Consider the following 22,369-nt stretch of genomic DNA (forward strand, 5'->3'; position numbering starts at 1 on the left):
TCACCTTTTTTGCTTTTTTCGCTATTATTACGTGATATCAGTTAGTAGCTGTATTGACTACCGCGCTACAGACCGATACTCCGCTGTTGAACCCGACTAAGTGCATCGTAGACCTGCGCACTCTGGCGGACTGGCTCGCCCCCGGAGCCTTGCACATTTTCTGCCAATGATTACCTAGATTATCGAGGTCATACGCGACGTTATTACCTGCACCATCAGTGGCAGCAATCAACCGATGCGCGCCGTCGTACACATAATTAATCGCATCACCGCCGGGTAGGGACTTGCGCAACAATAGCCCTGCACCGTCATATTCATAGCTAGTCACCTCCTGCGCGCCATTGGTCGTTACGGTCTTCGCGCTTAACCATCCGCGCAGCGTATAGGCCAACAGCGTCGTCTGTCCGTTGGAAGTCTGCAATGTCCCTGCGCGACCGTTAGCGTCATAATTGGACAGCGTGGTAACGCGGCCCGCCGGACTGGTCGCCTACGTCAGGTTACCCGCGTCATCGCAGGCATAACGCGGAACCTCGGCACGCGGACCGGTGACGGCCGACCTTTGTCCTAACGTATTATAAGTATAGGCCCACGTTTGCGCTTTACCGACCGTGGCACCCGAGAAGTTTTGCGCGCCAGCAGCATCGGTAGTGGCCTGGTAAGCCTTGGTTATTACGTTACCGAAGTCATCGTAGGTCAGCGTAATAATACGATGTGGCTCAGCGATCCTGATCGGCTGTCTAAACACAGGATGCCATTCGGTGGTCGTCGTGCGGGCCTGCGCTGTGCCGGATGACGCCACTAGAGCTTTCCAAAAAAATAAAAACTTCATTCCTCCATAAGAATTATTTCAAAACGCCTTCGTCAAGAAGCGCATCACTTTCTGAAAACACCTAAGACGTGAGTAAAACCGATGACCACGAACTCTGGGGTACATGCAGAAAATTCTTAATCTCTTAAGCGTTTTTCTGAGACAAACAGCGCGCTTGTCAGGTGTTAAGACTTCGTCTAAAACTGCACAATGATGCTCATCAACAGTAACGAAGCGGTGCCATCTTGGTGGCTGCAAAGATACTCACTGAGATTTCTGGTTCATGCAGATTGCACGAATTTTTTAATGCTTTTTCATCCATTAACAAAGGCTCTATTCAATGTCTACTTCAGCGTCAACAAATAAATTCTTTAAACTATCGCTTGGTCTCACACTAGTACTAGGTTCGGTAGTCGCTCAACAAGCTACTGCGCATGGCTATGTCGATTCTCCAAAGAGCCGTTCGCTGGCTTGCTACGAAGGTATCAACTCCAATTGCCGCGCTCCTTACGAGCCGCAAGGCGTTGAATTCGGTGGTGGTGGCGGCGCGTTCGGCGTACTACCTCCTGGTAACGAAGCGTTTCCGGTTGGTGGCCCTAAAGATGGCGACATTGCTGCCGGTGGCCTCACAAGTAAGTACGGCAACCTGAACACGCAAACCGCGGATCGTTGGACTAAAACCAAAGTCAGCACAGGCAAAAATACATTCAGATGGCATTACACGGCAGCGCATCAAACAGCATATTGGCAATTCTTTATTACCAAGAAGGGCTGGAACCCAAATATGCCTTTGTCACGCAGCTCGTTTGAGTCGACACCAATCGGCCAAGAAATTCATAACGGTACTAACGCGGACAGCAAGCTCGGCGGCATGAAATCAACGCATACCCTTAATATTCCTGCTGATCGTAGCGGATACAACGTTATTTTGGCGACATGGAAAACTTCCGATACTTCTGCAGCGTTTTATCAAGTCATTGACGTAGATGTTCAAAACGGTGTAATTGCTGTTCCTTCGAAATGGTCAAAAATTGGTTCGATCCAACCAAGCCAGACAGATCTGAAAGCTGACTCAGTCGTTACTGCGCGCGTTATGGTGGGTGGTGCAGAAGATGTTTCCAAGCAAACTGTATTGACTATCCAAAGCGATGAAGATGGTAAAAGTTCGCAATGGCCGCATAAGTTGGCCACTAAAATCAACGCTGAAGACTTCGGTTACAAGGCCGGCCTGTTGAACAAAAATGATGAAGTTAAGCCAGCCTACGGCCTTAACAATGCGTACGTTCAAAAAGACAGTAAAGTGTCTGGTCTGATCATCGACATTCAACGCGCATCGCCTGCATTCTCGATGGATATTACTGGTCTGAATTCGACCTATAAAATCCAGGACGGCAAAGTAACGCTACATTTTAACGTTAACGCGATTGGTGATTCTAGCCATGTGCAAAATATCGTTTATAACGCACAACGCGAAGAAGTTGCCCGTGGCGAAGCCGATGTTAACGACGGTACAGAGCATTTTTCTATTGACGTGAATAAAGCAGTTGCCGGCAATTATGATCTGGTTACTGTTGCTAAAGCTAAATCGGGCAAAGTCATTCAGAAAACTTCGAGCTTTAAGATGATGGGCGAAGATATCTCGATTCCTGATGATCCGATTGATGTCGTACCACCAGTGAACGACAAGTATGATTTCACCTATCCTAACGGTATTGATTCGTACACTTTCGGAACACGTGTACTGCAACCGAAGGATGGCAGTATCTACCAATGTAAGCCACTGCCGCACGGCTTCTGGTGCAAACAGGGTGCATATGCACCGGGCGGCATCTATTCAAGCGAAGCATGGACCAAGGTCAGCAACTAAATAGTTGATCATCGTTTTCTTTCAACTCAGCTGGCGTCAGATTTTGCAGTATTGACGTCAGACCGACTTGCGCCAAAACACCTCGATTCGAGGTGTTTTTTTTCGCCCGAAACAAGTAGAAATTTTTTCGTCTTAGCACAGCAACGCGGCTATTCATCTTTTTGGGATATATCCCATTCTAAACATTGGCGGTTAAGAATATTCTGTATATCAACCGGCCAGGACCCGTCCTTCTCGTTACGTAACTATTGTTTTTGATAGCGGCGTCACATTCGACGAAGATGTTCTGGCGACAATCTGAATGAATGGAGATTATATGCCGTTGAATATTATTATCGTTGAAGATTCCACTTTGGTCCGCAAGGGCATGGTTTCAATGGTCAGCAATATGTCACTACAAAACGTAACGCATCCGATGTCTGCGGACGAAAAAATGCCTTATCGCGTCGTCGCAGATGTGGCTTCGTCCAAAGATTTGCTGATAGCGCTAAAGGAACATAACCCCGATATGCTGATACTGGATTACTCGTTGCAATCCGACGGGGAGGAGACCCATCCGCTACATACGCTCGATGGACAAAATCTGATCCGACATATCCGCAAGACATACAGCACAAACATGCTGGTTGTATCACTGCACCATTCTCCCGTGATCATTCGCGCGGCGTTGGAAGCAGGGGCAAACGGTTACATAAGTAAAAATGCCAATGAAGAAGTATTAAGTCAGGCAATCCAGGCGGTAATGAAAGGCGACACATTTGTCGAGCATAACTTACTAAAAAATATGCTCAACCGCAGTCCGGAAAGCGCAGTCATCAGTCCAAAAGAAATAGAAGTATTGCGCTTGATAGGAAAAGGCAGTCGTCTGACCGATATCGCGCAACGCATGAGCCTCAGCATTAAAACTGTCAGCGCACACAAGCTGCGTGCAATGGAGAAATTACGTATCCGTAACGACTCTGAACTGTACCGCGTAATTACCGGAATGGCGCTTTGACGACAAACATTTCTTACAGTCATTGCCGATCTCATGACCTGTCCCACACCAATCACAAATACATTAATTTATAAGGTTTTTATGACTACTATAACTCCCGATATCGCCACCCTGCTAAAGCAGCCGACCCGCTACGACCTCCTTACGCGAGGCCTGCATTGGTTCGCCGCGGGCATTATCAGCTATACGATGATCGCCGGTTACTCACTCCAATTTTTGATAGACACGCCTTACTTCCATTTTTTCTCAGTCCTGAATATGTCGCTTGGCACCTTGGTAATTCCAGTTACCATCGCGCGCTATTTATGGAAATTCTTTCGACCGTCGGTCCCTTACCCGGCAGATCTCTCACGCCCTAAAAAAAACCTGGCACATTTTGCACATGAAATGTTCTACCTCGTAATTTTTATCATGTTGATCAGTGGCGTCTTGATGCTGACCCACGGATTCACATTTTTCTGGTTAATCGATATTCCACATCCGCTGGATAACCCTGAAGTCAATGCATTCTTTTTTGAAGTACATCGTATAGCCTGTGCCGCTGTGGCCCTGACGCTCGGCTTGCATGTTGCAGCGGTAGTGAAGCATCAGATTATAGATAAGCGGAATATTCTTGGACGCATGCTCTGAGCGAATACGCAATCTCATCAGGCATTAGTCGTCGTCCGGATCAATATCCAATCGAATCTGCACCAGCATGGTCTGCAATATAGGCGCTAAACGGAATGCTTCTTCGGGCCATTCATACTCTGCGCTTTCTTCTATGGCGCGGCAGAGAGCTGTTGCGGGGCGCATATCCAGTGCCGCCATACCGCCGTGAATGCGATGCGCGACCTCACCCAGATAGGTGAGGTCTGCCCGGGTAATAGCAGCCACCAGAAGAGCAATGTCTTCTGAAATGCCTGCCACAGCGGCACGTAACATTCCTGGCTGCCACATTTGCGATGCGATTGCAGAGGCTTCTGCAATCGCTTTTTCTCGATCAGGCGCATCATCCTGAAACTGATTGCCAGAAATGGTATCGCGCAAGATACCTGGCGCTTCTATGCGTGATCCAATGTGCCGGTCGAGCAGCTTTTCCAAGTCCTCCATCGTGAACGGTTTAATCATATAACCATTCATACCAGCCGCCAAACCGCGCTCCCGCTCACCCGTTAATGCGCTCGCCGTCACCGCCACGATGGGGCAGGTCACGGCACGAGCACGCAACGCCAATGATAATTCATAGCCATTCATCAAGGGCATGTGCAGGTCGCTCAAAATCAAATCAAATTGCAGTCCATCCTTGATCAGTTGCAGGGCTTGAGCAGCGCTGCCAGCGGCTGTAATTTCGCATCCCAGATAGCCCAATTGTTTTTCGAGCAGCAGTCGGTTAATAGCCTGATCATCCACGATCAGAACATGCGCGTTGATTGCGCGGCGATTTCCTTGTAGTGCATCCTGAGCCGGTTCTGCAATATAAATTTTGCGACCGGCGACCATCAGGATCGCATCGACAATACCCGGCCCTGACAAAGGATTGGCGTAGCCTATGTCGTGCTTAAGAAAGGCGCTATAGGACGAGGACAGGTCGAGAAATACGCTGCCGTCACCGGCGGTAAACGGTTGCCTCTCCGTCGCAAACGGGATCGAAGACTCCGTCAGGTTAATGTCTATTCTTGCGTAATGCCCCGCTCTGTCAGATACATCGTCGCCAGTCGCGATCACCCTGCCGCCCTTAGAGGCTAACAACACGCTCAGGTGGGCTGCAAACTCCGCATCGCCCTTATCAATGTTGATCACAAACTTCAAACCACGCAGCGTATCGTCCATAACTGCCACTATTTTTGATGAGATAAGAGGGATGCTTACCACGAAAGTGGTCCCTGTTCCAGGTATCGAGTCAACGCTAATCACCCCGCCCATGGCGGCGACATATTTTTTGCAGATAAAAAGGCCGAGACCGGTACCAGGGAATTGCTGACGGGTCGCGACACCGCTAGCTTGTCCAAATGGTTGAAAAATCCGCTCCATGTCTTCTTCAAGTATTCCCGGACCGGTGTCACGGATCGAAAGAGCGATCCGTAGTGCGCCATGGTCTGATTTATCTGTTGCGCTGGCGGAGTCTCTTTCACCCCCTGCGGCGATGTCGGATGATAGCAGTATGCCTGTCACTACCACTTTTCCTGAAGGAGTAAATTTGACCGCATTATTGATAAGGTTATTTAAAACCTGGATTAATTTAAGCGCATCACCGTACCATATGCCGTTCAGGGCCGGGTCCATCAGGCACACTAACTCTAGATTTTTTAATAGTGCACGTGACCAAAATCCCTGCACTACCGATTCTACTTCTTTGGTTAAATCGAACGGATGGCTGTCGATCTCAACAGCTTCGGTCTCACCCTTCGTAAAGTCGAGCGCATCATTCAGTATATCCTTCAGCGTACGCGCGGAACCGTCCATAGTGTGAGATAACTGGCGCTGGCCTGCATCCAGTCGGGTTTTCGCCATGAGTTCAATTGACGCCAGCATACCGTATAAAGGCGTTCGGATCTCGTGGCTGATGGTGGCCAGGAACAGACTTTTGGAAGCACTTGTCGATTCGGCAAAGCGTTTGGCCTCCGCCAGCGCCTGCTCTGTGCGTTTGTGGTCGGTCATATCGCTGAGCACGCAAATCAATACGGACTCGCCGTCATGCATCGCAGAGGCAATCCCGATTTGGTAAAAATGGCCGCTCTCAATATCTTCCACATGCAGCACGTCCTGAGGACTTTGCTGCGTATGCAGTAACAGCAAAGACCATGCTTTCGCAGAAAGGACCTGCTCCGGGGTATCGATCAGTCGCCAGCGTTCCAGAGGGATAAATTGTGCATTCTGTATGATCACGCCGCAGTCACTGGCGCGCAAAACGGCAAGCCCGACCGGCGACGTCTCAACCACGGTGCGATTGAAATTTTCGCTATCCGCTAAGCGCTTTTGCTGCCGCGCTGCCGGCCCGATCACAGCAAGATTGATTTGGCGCGTGCCTAATAAAACACTTAGCACGGCTAGAAGGTAAATCAATATGCCCGCACCGATCGGCACAGTCTTATCCTGCAATAACGTCCACAACCTGACCGCGTACACCACACGCCACTCAATGTTCGGGACCGCATAGCTGACTTGCAGCATCGCGTCTCGGGGCCGAAACTGTAGAGAACTTCGGTGATATTTGTATTCCTGTTCAGAGTCCAGATTGCGGTAAAAAGTTACCTCCTCGGCGGTCGGCACACGACCGTCGATTAACATTAATCGGCCGGTATAAGCATAAATCAGCACTAGCCCGGCCCTTTGGTAGAAGGCATTGCCGGTAATCCGTGTTCTGGCTAATACGGTGTCCGGCGACATATCGGTCGCAACGTAACCAATGACAACACCAGCACGATTACGAAACGGAATGAAGCAAGTGAACACAGTACGCCCGGTAAAGGGATCAGTCATCGCCTTGGTCCAATACACGCCATCGGCATTTTGAGCATCGGGATAGTCACGCAAAATCCGTTCGAATTCATGACGCTTCTGCGCCGAGAACGCAGCATTTCTGTGTGCGTCCGGTTGAGGGACTGCCAAATCGGGTGATTGCTGGGTAAACACGATCAGCGAGCCATCAGCATTCGACAGAATCGACTGATCGCTTCTGGCTCGATAGCCCCAGAACCCTTTTTGAAAGTCAGCCAGGCGACGCCCAAGCCCCAACCATTCTTGTTGCAGCTTTTCCTGCGCGCCAGCGGCAACCGCCAGGTCCCCCACCGCAGGGCCGTTACGAAGGACCCAGAATTCTTCATTGAGCTGGGCGGCCTCCCCTGCAGACGGCAGCAAAACATGTTTGTCCTGCGTTTCTTTACAACGCGATGCCATCGCACAAATATAATCAGGCGCTAACTCCGCAAATCGCCCAATAAAATATTCCTGTCGGGTTATCTGCCGCAGCAAATCGGCATAATTCTCATGCGCCCATTCACTGCGATCCCATAACATAAATAGCAGAAGAAAACCAATATATAGTGCAAGCAATAAAGTTAGTAAAGCAACAATTAAGTAAGTTCGCGCATGCAGAAAGCGGCGCGAAATCGTCGTTATACCTTCTGCTACATCCGAATGGCTCATAGACATCCTTACCTCACTTTTACACAAGGCGTACTCTCACCCCCATTGTTGGGAGCATAACATTACCCGCAGGAAAATCTCTAAACTAAGAATTCTCTTAACCATTTACAGATAAGTCTGTAGTGAAAATAGATTTGTCTTAGTTCATTTACGATTTTTAACTGAGATAATTCTATTTGCTCAAAAAGGAACTTGGCCCATCAAAAGGGCCATGTACGCGTCCGCCATTTTTGTACAAAAAAAGTAAGGAGAGCAACATGGCAGAAACCGAACAGCAATTAGAAAACCCGCTTTTAAGTCAAATGTGCGACATTATTGTTGCGGACGATCACCCTATTCTTTTGCATGGAATTGAAAAAATATTAGCAACTACTAAGAGTCTGAGAATCGTCGCGACCGCGCAAACGGTCACCGAGATATTCCGGGTGCTTGATTTATATCCATGCGAAATTCTGATTTGCGACTACTCCTTCTATGGTGATGATCTGCCAGACGGTTTGCCGATGATCAAAAGAATCCGGACTCTCTATCCCCATATCAAAATAATTATTCTTTCAGCGCGCGACGATCTGGGCACCGCCCGCAATACGCTTGAATGTGGCGTCTACGGATTTGTGCGTAAAAATAGCGATATGCGCAACGTGATTAATGCTGTGCAAGAGGTCAGGTCGGGCAATAAATTTACTGACACCGCTACCACCCAGGACATGTTAAAAAATCTTCTCTCGCTGGGCAGAAATGAGCGCTCGCCTTCCGAGGGACGCGTCTCGTTTACGCCTAAAGAAATCGAAACTATTCGTTTGCTGCAGCGCGGCCTGACGTTGACGGAAATCGCCGAATTAACCAATCGCAGCGTCAAGACCGTGAGTGCACATAAACAATTGCTGATGAAAAAACTCGGCACCAGAAGCAATCTTGAATTTTTTCATACGCTGAGTAACGAGCAATTGATGGCTGCTATCACTGCACAATGATCAGACCGGGCGCGAACAAACCTTTCTCCACGCTGTACACACCACTGCATCGCTCTAACGGCAACAGCCCGGTCCAGCTTTTAGGCCGATACCATCGATGGATTATCTATGGCGGTGCCACGTTAGTGACGGTAGCTGTACTTCTGGCCGCTGTGATCGCCATGGCCTTGTATGCCGAAAATTTCATTCATGCGCAACGCCTGTTATTTGACGCAGAACAACGCCAGGTAGAAATCAAAGTACTTTCTGCCAATTCCAAGATGCGCCAGACCATCGTCCGCCAGCAATTCCTGCGCGTGCACCGCGGAACAGATATGGCACCGCAATCGACCACAACGCTGGCTGCGCGACATCCCCGCACCCACAGGCACGATACAGTCGGACATAAAAACCTTGAAAAGTCGATTGAGAACGCAACCGTCAATGCGTCGGTCAACGCTGCAATAAACGCCATCAATGACCCCGATACTATTTCTACTGAGTCTTATGTGACCACGATCCTGGACGCCACGAGTCGCCCATCAGCATTAGAAGCCTTGTTGACGCAATTTTATGATGTCGTCCCCAGCGCCGTGATGAATACCTCGCCCGCGGAACAAGGAACTACCATCATGCTCTATGATAAAAATCTGACATTTCTGGGTATGCATATGCCGCAGGCTGAAAAGCCCCATTTGCTCCAGAAAAAAAATCGGGCGGCAACGCGCGCTGCCATCGCTAAGGCAGTTGCGCCAATCGAACACGCGTTACAATCTATACCGCTGGAACAATTACGCGCTGGCAAAACGGTGTGGCTGGCACCCTATGTGGACGCCCTGACCGACACCTTAATGTTAAGTCGCGCCGCCGTGGTTTTTCACGGCAAACAGCCTTTCTCGGTTCTGGTTATCAGCGTCCCTGCAGAGCAGTTCAGCCAACATTTTCTATCACAGCCGCTTTCACACGGTTTTGCCGTAATTACCGCCGCTGGTCGGGTACTGTCAGGCAAGCTGATTAATCATATTTCGACTGCTGCGGTGCTACACCACCAAGATCGGGAGGAAACCTCAAAAACCTATACCAGTTCCCTTAATAGCTTATTTTCCGGCGACGCCACGTTGATTGCATTAAGCCATCCAATCGGCGCAACCGGATGGACGATGGTGTATACATTTGACTGGGCCATGTTATGGGAGGCTTTGCACAGCGAAATCCTTTTTGCGATGGCGGTCGCATTGACGCTCTGTACAATCCTGTGGACGATTGTCATATTATTCAATCGCCTGATATTTATTCCGGTCATGCGGGAGGCGCTACGTGTCCACGATAGCGAAGCGTTTTCGCGGGCGATGATGGGCGTTGCACCACTCGGATTTTTTGTATTGAGCTATCCGACCGGCGCACTTATGCTTGACAATGAGCAAGCCCGTGCAGTCGGCAATCAGGATTACAACTCGCCTGATCTGGCATCGTTTCACCAAAGACTTATGGCATGTTATAAAAATCTGGGAGCAGCCATCGAGGCCGATCAGACGCTCGCCCACGCTGTGCTGGAGTTGTGCGGTGAAGACGGCGATTACACCTATGCGCTGGCCGCGTTTACCCGTACGCGATATTTGCACAATGATGTATTGTTATGCTGCCTAAGCGATATCACAGTTCAAAAACGCGCTGAACGCACGCTTGTACAGGCAAAAACAGACGCAGATGAGGCGAACAAAGCAAAATCGATGTTTCTTGCGTTAATCAGTCATGAGATACGCACGCCTTTGCACGGGGCTGCAGGCCATCTTGAGCTGTTGGAGATGGCTACTTTACCGGACGCCGAACATGAACTGGTACAGACCATCCGCGGGTCGTTTGACTCACTTTTGAGAATCATCAATGACATACTCGACATATCGAGAATAGAGGCCGGACAGTTAGCGCTGAATAACGCACCGTTCAATTTGCATGAAGTCGTGACTTGCTGCACGCATTTATGGACCCCGGCGCTTGACGCCAAGTCTGTTGCCTTTATTTGCCGCACGGCGCCAAACGTTCCCACCTATTTGCTTGGCGACGCTGGTCGAATCAAGCAGATATTAAATAACTTACTATCAAATGCGGTTAAATTCACCCATCAGGGCAGCATCGTTCTGGATATTTCAGGAAGCCCAAAAAATGGCGGATATGTACTCCAGATCGGCATACGCGATTCTGGAATCGGTATTTCCCAGCACGATCAAAAACGCTTATTCACCCCGTTTAGCCAAGCTAACGCCAGCATCGCGGGTGAGTTCGGCGGCACTGGGCTGGGATTGTCCCTATGCAAACAACTTATTGATGCCATGCACGGCAGAATTAATATCGAAAGCACCTATGGATCTGGCACCATCGTGATGGTCACGCTTTTGCTTTGTCATACAGAGACGGATCGGATTACGCCTGCGATCAAACGCGCAATTCGAGATACGTCACCAACCAAAGCCCGCCCACTAACCGATCTGATTAGTAACGTATCCCCAGTCTCAGCGCCGTTCCAGCAATTGCATTCTCTTACCGACTGGCTGGCTGCCGCCAACCGCTTACGGGTGCTGGTCGTCGAAGACGATCTGGTCAGCAGTAAACTAATGGAAAAACAATTATTGGCACTAGGATGCATCCATGTCGATTTCGTCAATAACGGGATGGAGGCGCTGGAACGTGCCACTTCGCGCCAAGGCGACTTCGCCTATGATCTGATATTGACCGATATGAGCCTGCCCCAAATGAGTGGCCAAGAATTGGTGTTATCGCTACGCCAGATCGGGTTATCGACCCCTATTATCGTCATCTCGGCTAGCGTGTCGAATAGCCAGACCACGGCGATTCTACCTGAGATTGATGCTTTTCTAATCAAGCCGGTTTCCTTAAACAAACTCAAGGCGGCGTTGGCCCCCTATGTGTTGGCCGCAACAACGCACGACCAAAAACTTATGCCGGCTCTTTATCTATCACCTGATGCAGCAGCCGAATCCACCTTCGATACAACCGGTGCGAGGCGCTGGCCCGTTGTAGATGCCGACATTGCTATTATTTTTTTAGATACTTACCGCGACGATTTACGCTCACTATTGCAAGCGTACCAGGTCGAAGATGTGGCAATTCTGAGCGCACGGCTGCATCGCCTCAAAGGCGCGCTATTAGTCATACAAGAAGATGCTCTCGCGCAACACGTCGAGCGATTATGCCATGCCATTTTTAGCAACGGATGCAATCCGAACCGAGAAGATTTACGCCTGTTCGTTAAAGGGTTGCTTTTCGTGGTTCGCCATTTGCGGGTAGCTTTACTGGCCGATCCTGGGGTGACCAAACCTATAACCTGATCACGGCGAACGTTGAATTGAATGGCGGAAGGCAGCAAGAGTCGAACTTACGAGAGGACGGCTGACGCCCCCTACCGGGTTTGAAGCCCGGCCGCACCACCGGATGCGTGTGCCTTCCAAGGGAATCGGCTTGCGACATGGGATAGTACTGCTTAATGGAAAACTGCGCGACCAAAATCAAGTCAGCCACCTCTATTCCGTCGTATCGTGTGGCTAATCTGACGCCCTGTTAACTGTCGCTTGCCCACAGGCCCGCAGAACGCAAAATATGTGCATCTTTAAAGCGTCGGGTATAACCTACTCTATCAAAAAACTCCAATAACTGGATTGCACGTTTACGACCGAGACTGCTTGCATCTCGAAATGCAGCCGCGCTCACCGGATGTCGGGTAGTAGCCAAAGAAACTATGCGACCGTTAGCCCCGTCTTCGTTCCCTGTGCCCAGTTCACCGGTATCGTTTTTTGAATTTTCCTGGCGTGCAACGACGTCATCTGTACCTTCCGCAAGTTTAGCAATCATGCGCGACAGCTCCTCAATACGGGACGGATGATAGAACAAATCCGGCACGACTTGACTGGCTTGCCCGCGTTTGGCGCATTTGCAGAGCAAATCTCGCACGACGGTTTCACTCACGTCACACAGGCGTGCCAAATCGCGTACCCAGGGCGGATTGAATCCGGCTGCGTGGATTGCGCCTAGCATACGTGCAGCGAGGGCCTGTTCATCGGCGCCCAGTTCCACGGTATGCTCGGATAGATGCACCCAGGGGCCCTGGCGGATGATCAATGCCGAATCACATAAGAAAGTCAGTAGCGCGCGCCACAGGGGCTCATCAAGCGCTGGCTCGACGATACGTCTGAGACGTCCGGTTTGCGGGCCGATATCATCCGGCGCACTTGCATGAAAATCCCGTAGAGCATCGATAGTACGGCCAGCGAGGGAACCCCATGCGACGTCCGACATCAGCAATGCATCGCCATCCCGAAGAGGAATAATATGCGTCTCGTTTGGTAATCCCAGCCGTTCTTGCGACACCTGCGACAACCGGACCAGCGTAGACCGGGACAGGCCAAGGGGACTGCAGTCCAGAAGCGCAGCGCTGTCACCGGATAGGATAAAAGCCGCAAGGGCGTCGCGCCACACATCGCTGGCAGCGCTTCGCCGTTTATAGGCAGGGCCGAATGGATTGAGCACCTGCCCGCCGCCGATAGTGCGCGACGCTTGCGCGTTCCGGATCACAAAGCGATCGCCTGGCACCGCATGCACCGGCTCGTTAAATACAAGTTGTACCCTAGTCCGCTGTCCGGGTTTCAACAGCTCGCCTTCGAGTAACACGACATGCGCAGTGCGATGCGTCGCACCCAGATGTACATGCACCGGCGACCATGATTTGAGAATCAGGCCAGCGTCGCCCAGCAAGCGCAAGTCCACATCAATCCGCTCTGAGCATTCTGCGAGTGCCGGAGATAAAATCCAGTCGCCCCGATTAATCTGTTCGCGCGCAATACCGACGAGATTCAACGCCAATCGTTGACCCGCATGACCACTGGTGGCAGGACGATTTTGCGCATGAATACTGCGCACGCGCACCCGTTCACCGCCCGGGACCAGCATAAGCGTGTCGTCTACACACACGCGTCCCGCCAATGCCGTTCCAGCCACTATAGTGCCATGTCCAGCCAACGTGAAGACACGATCTATCGCAAGGCGAAACAGGTGCGTCTCTGGTTGAATACGCTTGGTTAGCGTGGCATCGGCAACCGTCGCAGAAGTAATTGCCGAGTCACCGTGGTTATCACTGTTACAGTCGTTACCATTGTTACCATTGTTACCATTGTTACCATTGTTACCATTGTTACCATTGTTACCATTGTTACCATTGTTACCATTGTCATCGCTTTTGCCATTATTGGTACAGCCAGCAAAATGCGTAAGATACGCAAGCAGTGCGGCAACGCCTACATCGCCGGGGATATGTGCCCGCGTGCGAAATATCGGTACGCCGACGAATACGGTGGGCGCCAGTAACGCATTAATATCGTTTTCGACCACAACGATGCGATCACTATCCACCCGATCAATTTTGGTCAGTGCGACGGCAGCACGGGTAATGCCTAGTAACTCCAGTATTGCAAGATGCTCCCGGGTTTGCGGCATGATACCGTCATCGGCAGCAATTACCAGTAATGCAAAATCGATTCCACTGGCGCCGGCGGCCATCGTATGGATCAATTTTTCGTGGCCCGGGACGTCGATCAAACCTAGTATTTCCCCATTGGGTAAAGGCAAATAAGCGTAGCCAAGTTCGATAGAAATACCGCGCTCTTTTTCTTCCTTGAGGCGATCAGTATCCACGCCCGTCAAAGCGCGCGTTAAAGTAGTTTTGCCGTGATCAATGTGTCCTGCAGTGCCGACAATCATGAAGATAATTTATTTAGCTGTGCAATGAATTGGGCTTCATCAGCATTTTCCAGGCAGCGCAGATCCAGCCACAGTGCGTCGTTAGCGATGCGTCCGACTACCGGACGCGGCAACTCACGCAGCATCTTTTCTATTCGACCGAGGCCGCGGCCATGCCGGGATTTACCACTCGTGCGTAACGTCAGCCCATAACTAGGCAACAAGTCTACCGGCAAGGCGCCACTGCCGATTTGACTAAACATTGGCTCCGCGGAAATGACATATGCCGACCCGAGCACTTGTTGCAATACTGGCAAGATCCGCTCTGCCTGCAAACGCATTGCCGACTGATGCCGGGTGAGCAAACGCAATGTGGTCAAACGTTCCGGCAGAAATTCCGGACTACGATATAACGCTAAAACCGGTTCAAGGGCAGCCAGCGTAAGCTTACCCACACGGAGCGCGCGTTTTAACGGATGGCGCTTTATTTTCTTGATCAGATCGGCCCGACCGACGATCAGACCAGCCTGCGGTCCGCCTAATAATTTGTCACCGCTGAAGGTCACCAGGTCGGCGCCTGCTTCAATGGTCTCGCGCACCGTGGTCTCGTGCGGCAATCCGTATTGCGTAAGGTCAACCAACGTCCCGCTGCCTAAATCGACGACGGTTGGTACACCATGGGTGCGGCTGAGTTGTGCCAGTTGGTCAATCTCAACGCTTTTCGTGAATCCCTGCACTACATAATTACTGCAGTGAATTTTCATCAGCAATGCGCTACGCGGGCCGATGGCCTCTGCATAGTCGGACAAATGGGTGCGGTTGGTAGTACCGACTTCGCGCAATTTCGCTCCTGCCCGCAACATCACATCCGGGATGCGAAACCCACCGCCGATTTCAACCAACTCGCCACGAGACACGATCACCTCGCGGCGCGGTGCCAGCGCGCTAATCATCAATAGCACGGCGGCAGCATTGTTATTGACAACGGTCGCCGCTTCAGCGCCTGTCAGTTCACATAACAGGTCTTCCACCAGATCGTCGCGATCACCGCGTTTGCCGGTCGACAAATCGAACTCAAGATTCATCGGAGAGGTCAACGCGGCAACCACTGCCTTTATCGCGACGTCCGGCAACAAGGCTCTGCCAAGATTGGTGTGCAACACGGTGCCAGTAAGGTTGAACACCTGTTTTAAAGATGAAACCGCAGCGGTTGCCAGACGCTGAGTCAGAACCGCATTGAGACCAGCGATCCCGGGCAAACCGTCGCCATTAACCATAGCTGAGCCGATAACAGCGCCATCGGCGGAATTAGGCGCCTCGACCTTCCCGGCCAACATTTCTGCACGCAATTCACCGAGCAATGTTCGTAGTGCCGCCAATGTTTGCGTTCGTCCATATTCTGCGATTAACGGTGCGCTCGATGGATCGGAGAGAACCCGCTCGACTGAAGGCAAACGTATCGAAAAAACGGCATCGCGTTCCACCGCTGATTGCGGTTCGGTCATTCGGCGGCGCTAAACCAGAGTAACGGATTCATACTGGCGCGGGTATATCCGGCCTCGGTAACCAGTACGTCAAGCGTCAGGCTTGCCAAGTCATCCGCTAGCGGTTCCACCTCGTAGTCGTGCTCCTGATTCACAATTTTTCGATAATTATGGCAGTCATCACAAGTCTCGGCGCGGATCACTTTTTGTGGATCATTCGCTTTGTTAAGTTTGTTCGATAGCGGCTTGGCGGCGCTATTAGCGTCACTGTCTGACGCAGCAATCTCTTCATCGCTACGATTGTCCACACCCTGATAGGCGATGTTGGCATTTTTCTCGCAATATGAACACTTAACCCGCACCATGTGCCACTCACTCGCGCACAATTCACAATGCAGATAACGATAGCCCTGCGACTGACCACCAATGCGCACAACGCTTGCGACCGGATGTGAACCGCAAACCGGGCACAAGGTAGCTGCCTCCAGAACAGGCACATCTTTAAGCAACAATTTGCTGGCACGATGCGTCCAAAGTACCTGCAGCGCGGCGGCAACAAAAGGTGCCTGGGCGGCATCGAGGGTTTCTGTCCGCTGGGCCAGCACGTCATCCGCTAGTGCATTCAGCGCATTTTTATCGAGCGCATGTAGCGCGGCAAGTACCGGAACCAATTGCGGACGCTCCGCCGCAGTCGGCACCAGAAACGTGAGCAGTCGGTCAAAAATAGTGGGCCATATTGCAGGCCGTTCGCGCGTTACAGGCAGTGGTGGCATTGCGTACTGGCGCGCCCTATCCAGCGCATTCTGATCAGGTAATTCTGCGTCGGCGTCTGTCAGGGATTCAAACACCGCATCCTGCGCGTCCACCAATTCAGCCATCAGGTCCAGATAACCGCTCAATTCAGGACTAACCGGCGTCCCTAAAACTTCACCGGCTGCTAACTTGCGCAGCCGCGCTGCGCGTGCTCCAAATACGCCATCCGCTGGTGGTAACCGCAGACGGGGAATGGTAGTGTGATCAAGCGACTCAATTTCTCCGCGTTCCAAAATTCGCTGCACTAAAACTTCCTTTACATGACTTGTTCGGACAACAACCTCGGGCCGTTTACACGGCACCGAGGCGAATTTACACACTGTTTTGTCATTGCATTAGCGTTGTATTGCATCCGCAACACATGAGCAAGGCTGCATTATTTCTTTTTAACAACATCATTAAACCAGCGTGGATGATGTTTTCTGGCCCAGCCATAGGTCACGCTGCCACGTACCATTGCGCCCATTGATCCTTTAATCCAGAGACCTGCATAGATATGAATAATAATACCCATGATCAGTACAAATGCGCAAATAGCATGTAACAAGGCTGCCGCCCGTATCAGCGGGATAGGAAAATAAAACGCAAAATACGCCCGCCAAATGACAAAACCTGACAGCAATAGCCCGAGCATGCAAATAATCAATGTGAAGAATAATAGTTTCTGACCGGCGTTGTAGCGACCAACCGGCGGCAATTTTTCTTCGCGATTGGCGAGAACGTCGTCAATCTGTTTTAACCATTGAACATCGCCCGGTTCCAGCAGGTTGTGATGCCAGAAGCGCAATACCAAAAAAGCGAACGATACAAACATCACCACCCCGGCAAAAGGATGGAGAATCCGCGTCCATTGCCCGCCACCAAACAGCGCCGCCAGCCAGGACATTGAAGGATGGAATAGCGCCAGCCCCGATAACGCCAGTAGAACAAACGTTATCGCGGTGACCCAGTGGTTACTCCGTTCGTTAGGCGTGTAACGCAGGATCAGTGGCGTCGGCAACTCCAGCGCTGTGTGCTCGGCATGCGCAATATACCCCGGCTGCCCGGGTGTTGTTTCCGGTTTCATTTTGGGATTCATGTCACCTCCCCGCGCTGCTCTTCCTTAATTTTAAGCGCAGCTTCCTGCGCCTCGCGCTGCTCTTCCTTAATTCTAAGCGCAGCTTCCTGCGCCTCGCGCTCCTCTTCTGCACTCACTTCGGACGGTCCGACCCGCGTGTAATGGAAGAACCCAGACAAGGCCGCTAACGCCATCCCGGCCACCGCCAATGGCTTGGCGATCCCTTTCCATACCGACACCATCGGACTAATGCGGGGGTTATTGGGCAGGCCATGATACAGAGACGGCTGATCGGCATGATGCAACACATACATCACATGCGTGCCGCCCACCCCTGGTGGATCGTACAATCCCGCCTTATCGAACCCACGCGACTTGAGATCAACAATACGCTCTTCTGCATGCTGCTTCATGTCCTCTTTGGTGCCAAACACAATCGCCCCGGTCGGACAGGTTTTTACGCATGCCGGTTCTTGTCCGACGGCAACACGGTCTGAACATAATGTGCATTTGTAGGCACGGTTATCCTGTTTGGATATCCTCGGAACGTCAAAAGGACAACCGGCGATACAATAACCACAACCGATGCAGTTTTCCTGATGGAAATCAACAATACCGTTGGTGTATTGCACGATGGCGCCGGGTGCCGGGCAGGCTTTAAGGCAACCCGGATCCTCGCAATGCATGCAGCCGTCTTTACGAATCAGCCACTCAAGGTTCTTTTCCTGATTCTCGTACTCCGAGAACCGCATCACCGTCCACGACTTATCGGTCAGGTCACGCGGATTGTCGTAAGTACCGGCGGTATCGCCAATCTCATCCCGTATATCGTTCCACTCCATGCAGGCGGTTTGACAGGCTTTGCAACCGATGCATTTGGAGACATCAATCAGTTTGGCGACGGTTCCGGTAGACGGTTCCCTCACCGAAGGCGGCTGGACCGTCGTTGCCGACAGTCGCCGGATATCAAGTGATTGCATTGACATCGTTATTCCCCTCTTTCAGAACACATTAGGTGGTTGATCATGCTTTTTCCACCTTCACCAGGAACGATTTAAATTCCGGTGTCTGAGAGTTCGCGTCGCCTACCGAAGGCGTAAGGGTATTTATCAGATAGCCGGGCTTTGCAAGACCCGTGAAACCCCAGTGAATCGGGAGTCCGACTGTATGCATTTTTTTACCTTCAATCATCAATGACTTAATCCGTTTGGTCACGACCGCTTTGGCAATGATATGACCGCGCTTGGAACTGACACGCACGCGCTCACCCGCTACAACACCGACTTCTTTGGCTAGCTCCTCGCCTATTTCAACGAATTGCTCAGGCTGAACAATGGCGTTCAACTTGGCATGCTTGGTCCAGTAGTGGAAATGCTCGGTTAATCGATAGCTGGTTGCTATATGCGGAAAATCCTCATGCTTACCAAATTGCGCGCGGTCCTGCGGAAATACCCGTGCCGCTGGATTACTGGTGGCAAGCGGATTTTTAGGGTGCATCGGGTTATAACCGAGCGGATTTTCAAATGGTTCATAATGTTCCGGGAACGGACCTTCCGCCATCGCACCGCGGGCAAAGAAGCGCGCGACGCCCTCGCCTAACATGATGAACGGACCCATTCCGTTTTCCGGCGGTTCGTCCGCTTTAAAGTCGGGAATGTCCGGGCCGTTCCAGGTCGTTCCGTTCCAGGCTATGAGCTTACGTTTGGGGTCGAACGGTTTACCTTTGACATCGCACGAGGCACGGTTGTATAACACCCTGCGATTTAAGGGCCAGGCCCACGCCCAGTTCAGCGTCTGACCAATACCAGTTGGGTCGGTGTTATCACGCCGCCCCATTTGGTTACCGGCCTGCGTCCACGCACCGCAAAATATCCAGCAACCGCTCGTCGTCGATCCGTCGTCACGCAACATGGAAAATGAAGACAATTGCTCGCCTTTTTTTGCCAAAAGCTTGGTCGCATCTTTGGGATCGTAAAGATCGACTAATGCCTTGCCGTTAAATTCCTTGGCCAGCTCTTCCGGCGTCGGGCTTTCGGAATTGGCATAGTTCCAGGTCAAATTAACGATAGGGTCGGGAAACTTGCCACCGTCGCGCTTATACATGGTGCGCATACGCAAGAAGATGCCGGACATGATATCCAGATCGCTGCGGGCCTGGCCGGGCGGTTCGGAACCTTGCCAATGCCATTGCAACCAACGCGCCGAACTAACCAGCGATCCACGCTCTTCAGCGAAACAGGTTGTTGGGAGACGGAATACTTCGGTTTGAATCTTGGCGGGATCCACCTCATGAAATTCGCCATGCGGCTTCCAGAACTCGGCCGTTTCCACAGCCAGCGGATCCATTACCACCAACCATTTCAGTTTCGACAGCGCTTCGGTGACTTTTTGCTTGTTTGGCGCAGAAGCCAGCATGTTAAAGCCTTGCGCAATATAGCCGTTCATTTTGCCCTGATGCATCAGCTCAATCGCTTGCAATAAGTCGTAGGGCTTATCAAGCTTAGGCAGATAGTCGAAGGCCCAGTTATTTTCTGCCGTGGCAGCATCGCCCCACCACGTCTTCATCAAACTGACATGAAAGCTGCGGTAGTTTTTCCAATAGCTCAGCTGGTTAGGACGCAGCGGCTTGGTTGCGCGAGTGGCGATATAGGCGTCGAAATCCTGTTCTTTCTCGTTCGGCAAGGTCATATAGCCCGGCAACAGGTTCGACATCAATCCCAGATCAGTTAAACCCTGGATATTAGAGTGTCCCCGCAAAGCGTTCATACCACCGCCAGCGATCCCCATATTTCCGAGTAACAACTGTATCATCGCCCCGGTCCGGATAGTCTGCGCCCCGGTCGAATGATGGGTCCAGCCCAATGCGTACAAAATCGTGCCGGCACGATCCGGCGTGGCGGTCGACGCTAACGCCTCAGCTACCTTATGAAATTTATCCGAAGGCACGCCACAAATACGCTCCACCATTTCTGGCGTATAGCGTGAATAGTGGGTTTTCATCAACTGATACACGCAACGCGGGTCCTGCAAGGTAGGGTCAATTTTGGCATAGCCATCACTGCCCATCTCATAATCCCACGTGCTCTTATCCGGATACCCGCCAGCCTTTTCGCTATAACCTGAGAACAGGCCGTCCTTGAACGCAAAATCGTCACGCACAATAAATGGCATGTCGGTGTAATTGCGGACGTACTCGTGCTGAATCTTATCGTTGACCAATAAGTAATTGATGATCGCGCCCAAAAACACGATATCGGTACCGGTCCGGGTCGGGACGTGAAAGTCCGCTACCGAAGCTGTACGCGTAAAGCGCGGGTCGACCACGATCAGGCGCGCTTTGTTATGCGCCTTTGCTTCTGTTACCCATTTAAATCCACATGGGTGTGCTTCAGCGGCATTGCCGCCCATTACCAGGATCACATCGGCATTCTTGATGTCAACCCAATGATTCGTCATCGCACCACGGCCAAACGTCGGGGCAAGACCTGCCACCGTCGGTCCGTGTCAAACGCGCGCTTGATTATCGAACGTCAACATTCCTAAACTACGTATTGTCTTGTGCGTCAGATAACCGACTTCGTTACTGCCCGCTGATGCCGCCAGCATGCCGGTGGTCAACCACCGATTAACCGTTGCACCTTGTGCATTTTTTTCAATGAAATTCTCGTCGCGATCTTTCTTCATCAGACCCGCGATCTTATCAAGCGCATCATTCCACGATATTTTTTGCCACTTGTCGTCACCGGGGGCGCGATATTCCGGCGCCAGCAATCGACTAGGGCTATGAATAAAGTCAATCAGACTGGCACCCTTAGGACATAACGTGCCGCGATTAACGGGATGGTCTGGATCGCCCTCGATATGAATAATACTGGCAGAGGCATTTTTCGCACCATCGCCTAGCCCGTACATCAGAATGCCGCAACCCACTGAACAATACGGACAGGTGTTGCGTGTTTCCGTCGTGCGGGTAAGTTTATATTGTCGGACTTCCGCCAGCGCCGCTATTGGCGCAAAGCCAAGTAAAGCGAGGCTGGAACCCGCCAGCGTAGAGCCAGTAACCTTGAGAAACTGGCGCCTTGATAATTGGACCATGGTGAATGCCTATGTGGGTACTACAAAGAAATGTGTCAGATGATAAAAAATATATCACGCTTTTGTAACTATTGCGCGGCAACGTAAATCCGGGCGAGCGTCAAAAAAAGCAGAGGCTGTACAGGTGTTAACCTTCGAACGCTATTATCGCATTTTCGGAGGAAATATTTTATTTACGCATAATTTTTTACTATTGTTATGCGTAAATTGCCGTACATGGGGTGGATTTTAGATGTAAATACGACACCACAGGCCAACGCAAGCGCGCATTAAAAACGGCCCCCTATGACTGAGACCCAGCCGCGCGATTTATTTTTAAACTATTTTATTTAACTTTTGTCTATTTTTACTGATACATCTGTTGCCGCGATGTGTCAGTGTTCGCCTGAGTTTATCCAACCGGCCAAAGTCACAGCAAT

14 protein-coding genes and 1 tRNA gene are annotated in these 22,369 nt (G+C 51.1%); 5 read left to right on the forward strand and 10 right to left on the reverse strand.

Features of this window, described 5'->3' with window-relative positions:
* Window positions 1–37: 37 nt before the first annotated feature.
* Both HAV38_RS08860 and HAV38_RS08865 read right to left on the reverse strand, forming a co-directional pair.
* Entirely contained in the window at window positions 38–421 is a 384-nt protein-coding gene (locus HAV38_RS08860) for an RHS repeat domain-containing protein (protein ID WP_168054544.1), read from the reverse strand.
* Window positions 422–487: 66 nt separating this feature from the next.
* Complete coding sequence (locus tag HAV38_RS08865) at window positions 488–829, reverse strand: hypothetical protein (RefSeq protein WP_209216685.1); 342 nt, start codon at window positions 827–829, stop codon at window positions 488–490.
* A 319-nt stretch (window positions 830–1,148) separates the two neighbouring features.
* Between HAV38_RS08865 and HAV38_RS08870 the strand changes: the two genes are divergently transcribed.
* From HAV38_RS08870 to HAV38_RS08880, 3 genes are all read left to right on the forward strand, one after another.
* Window positions 1,149–2,675: a lytic polysaccharide monooxygenase gene (locus HAV38_RS08870; RefSeq protein ID WP_168054548.1), complete on the forward strand. Its 1,527-nt coding sequence runs from the start codon at window positions 1,149–1,151 to the stop codon at window positions 2,673–2,675.
* A gap of 316 nt (window positions 2,676–2,991) precedes the next feature.
* Window positions 2,992–3,672, forward strand: a complete 681-nt coding sequence (locus HAV38_RS08875) for a response regulator (protein ID WP_168054550.1) — start codon at window positions 2,992–2,994, stop codon at window positions 3,670–3,672.
* An 81-nt stretch (window positions 3,673–3,753) separates the two neighbouring features.
* Window positions 3,754–4,302: a cytochrome b gene (locus HAV38_RS08880; protein WP_168054552.1), complete on the forward strand. Its 549-nt coding sequence runs from the start codon at window positions 3,754–3,756 to the stop codon at window positions 4,300–4,302.
* A 24-nt stretch (window positions 4,303–4,326) separates the two neighbouring features.
* Here the strand turns inward: HAV38_RS08880 and HAV38_RS08885 are convergent, their stop codons facing one another.
* Window positions 4,327–7,800, reverse strand: coding sequence for an ATP-binding protein (locus HAV38_RS08885; RefSeq protein WP_168054555.1), 3,474 nt, complete (start codon window positions 7,798–7,800; stop codon window positions 4,327–4,329).
* A 257-nt stretch (window positions 7,801–8,057) separates the two neighbouring features.
* On the opposite strand from HAV38_RS08885, the gene HAV38_RS08890 reads away from it, so the two are divergent.
* Both HAV38_RS08890 and HAV38_RS08895 read left to right on the forward strand, forming a co-directional pair.
* Window positions 8,058–8,774 carry a response regulator gene (locus HAV38_RS08890; protein ID WP_168054557.1) on the forward strand — a complete coding sequence of 239 codons (717 nt, stop codon included), beginning with the start codon at window positions 8,058–8,060 and terminating at the stop codon, window positions 8,772–8,774.
* Entirely contained in the window at window positions 8,771–12,100 is a 3,330-nt protein-coding gene (locus HAV38_RS08895; protein WP_168054560.1) for an ATP-binding protein, read from the forward strand. The genes HAV38_RS08890 and HAV38_RS08895 overlap by 4 nt, the downstream gene beginning before the upstream one ends.
* A 22-nt stretch (window positions 12,101–12,122) precedes the next feature.
* On the opposite strand, the gene HAV38_RS08900 is transcribed toward HAV38_RS08895, so the two are convergent.
* The 7 genes from HAV38_RS08900 to fdnG form a co-directional block, all read right to left on the reverse strand.
* A tRNA-Sec gene (locus HAV38_RS08900) sits at window positions 12,123–12,218 on the reverse strand.
* A gap of 111 nt (window positions 12,219–12,329) precedes the next feature.
* Entirely contained in the window at window positions 12,330–14,522 is a 2,193-nt protein-coding gene (selB, locus tag HAV38_RS08905) for a selenocysteine-specific translation elongation factor (RefSeq protein WP_168054562.1), read from the reverse strand.
* Window positions 14,519–16,006, reverse strand: coding sequence for an L-seryl-tRNA(Sec) selenium transferase (gene selA, locus HAV38_RS08910; RefSeq protein ID WP_168054564.1), 1,488 nt, complete (start codon window positions 16,004–16,006; stop codon window positions 14,519–14,521). Before selA ends, selB begins: the two co-directional genes overlap by 4 nt.
* The gene (gene fdhE, locus HAV38_RS08915; protein WP_245182279.1) at window positions 16,003–17,043 is read right to left on the reverse strand and encodes a formate dehydrogenase accessory protein FdhE; all 1,041 of its coding nucleotides are present in this window, start codon (window positions 17,041–17,043) and stop codon (window positions 16,003–16,005) included. Before fdhE ends, selA begins: the two co-directional genes overlap by 4 nt.
* Before the next feature lie 131 nt (window positions 17,044–17,174).
* Window positions 17,175–17,828, reverse strand: coding sequence for a formate dehydrogenase subunit gamma (locus HAV38_RS08920; protein WP_375791695.1), 654 nt, complete (start codon window positions 17,826–17,828; stop codon window positions 17,175–17,177).
* Window positions 17,829–17,872: 44 nt separating this feature from the next.
* A complete protein-coding gene (gene fdxH, locus HAV38_RS08925) occupies window positions 17,873–18,841 on the reverse strand; it encodes a formate dehydrogenase subunit beta (protein WP_168054566.1) in 969 nt (322 codons plus the stop codon).
* A 37-nt stretch (window positions 18,842–18,878) separates the two neighbouring features.
* Window positions 18,879–21,950, reverse strand: coding sequence for a formate dehydrogenase-N subunit alpha (gene fdnG, locus HAV38_RS08930; RefSeq protein ID WP_168054568.1), 3,072 nt, complete (start codon window positions 21,948–21,950; stop codon window positions 18,879–18,881).
* Between the last annotated feature and the right edge of the window lie 419 nt (window positions 21,951–22,369).

This window comes from Glaciimonas immobilis (assembly GCF_011947285.1).
Taxonomy (GTDB): domain Bacteria; phylum Pseudomonadota; class Gammaproteobacteria; order Burkholderiales; family Burkholderiaceae_D; genus Glaciimonas; species Glaciimonas immobilis.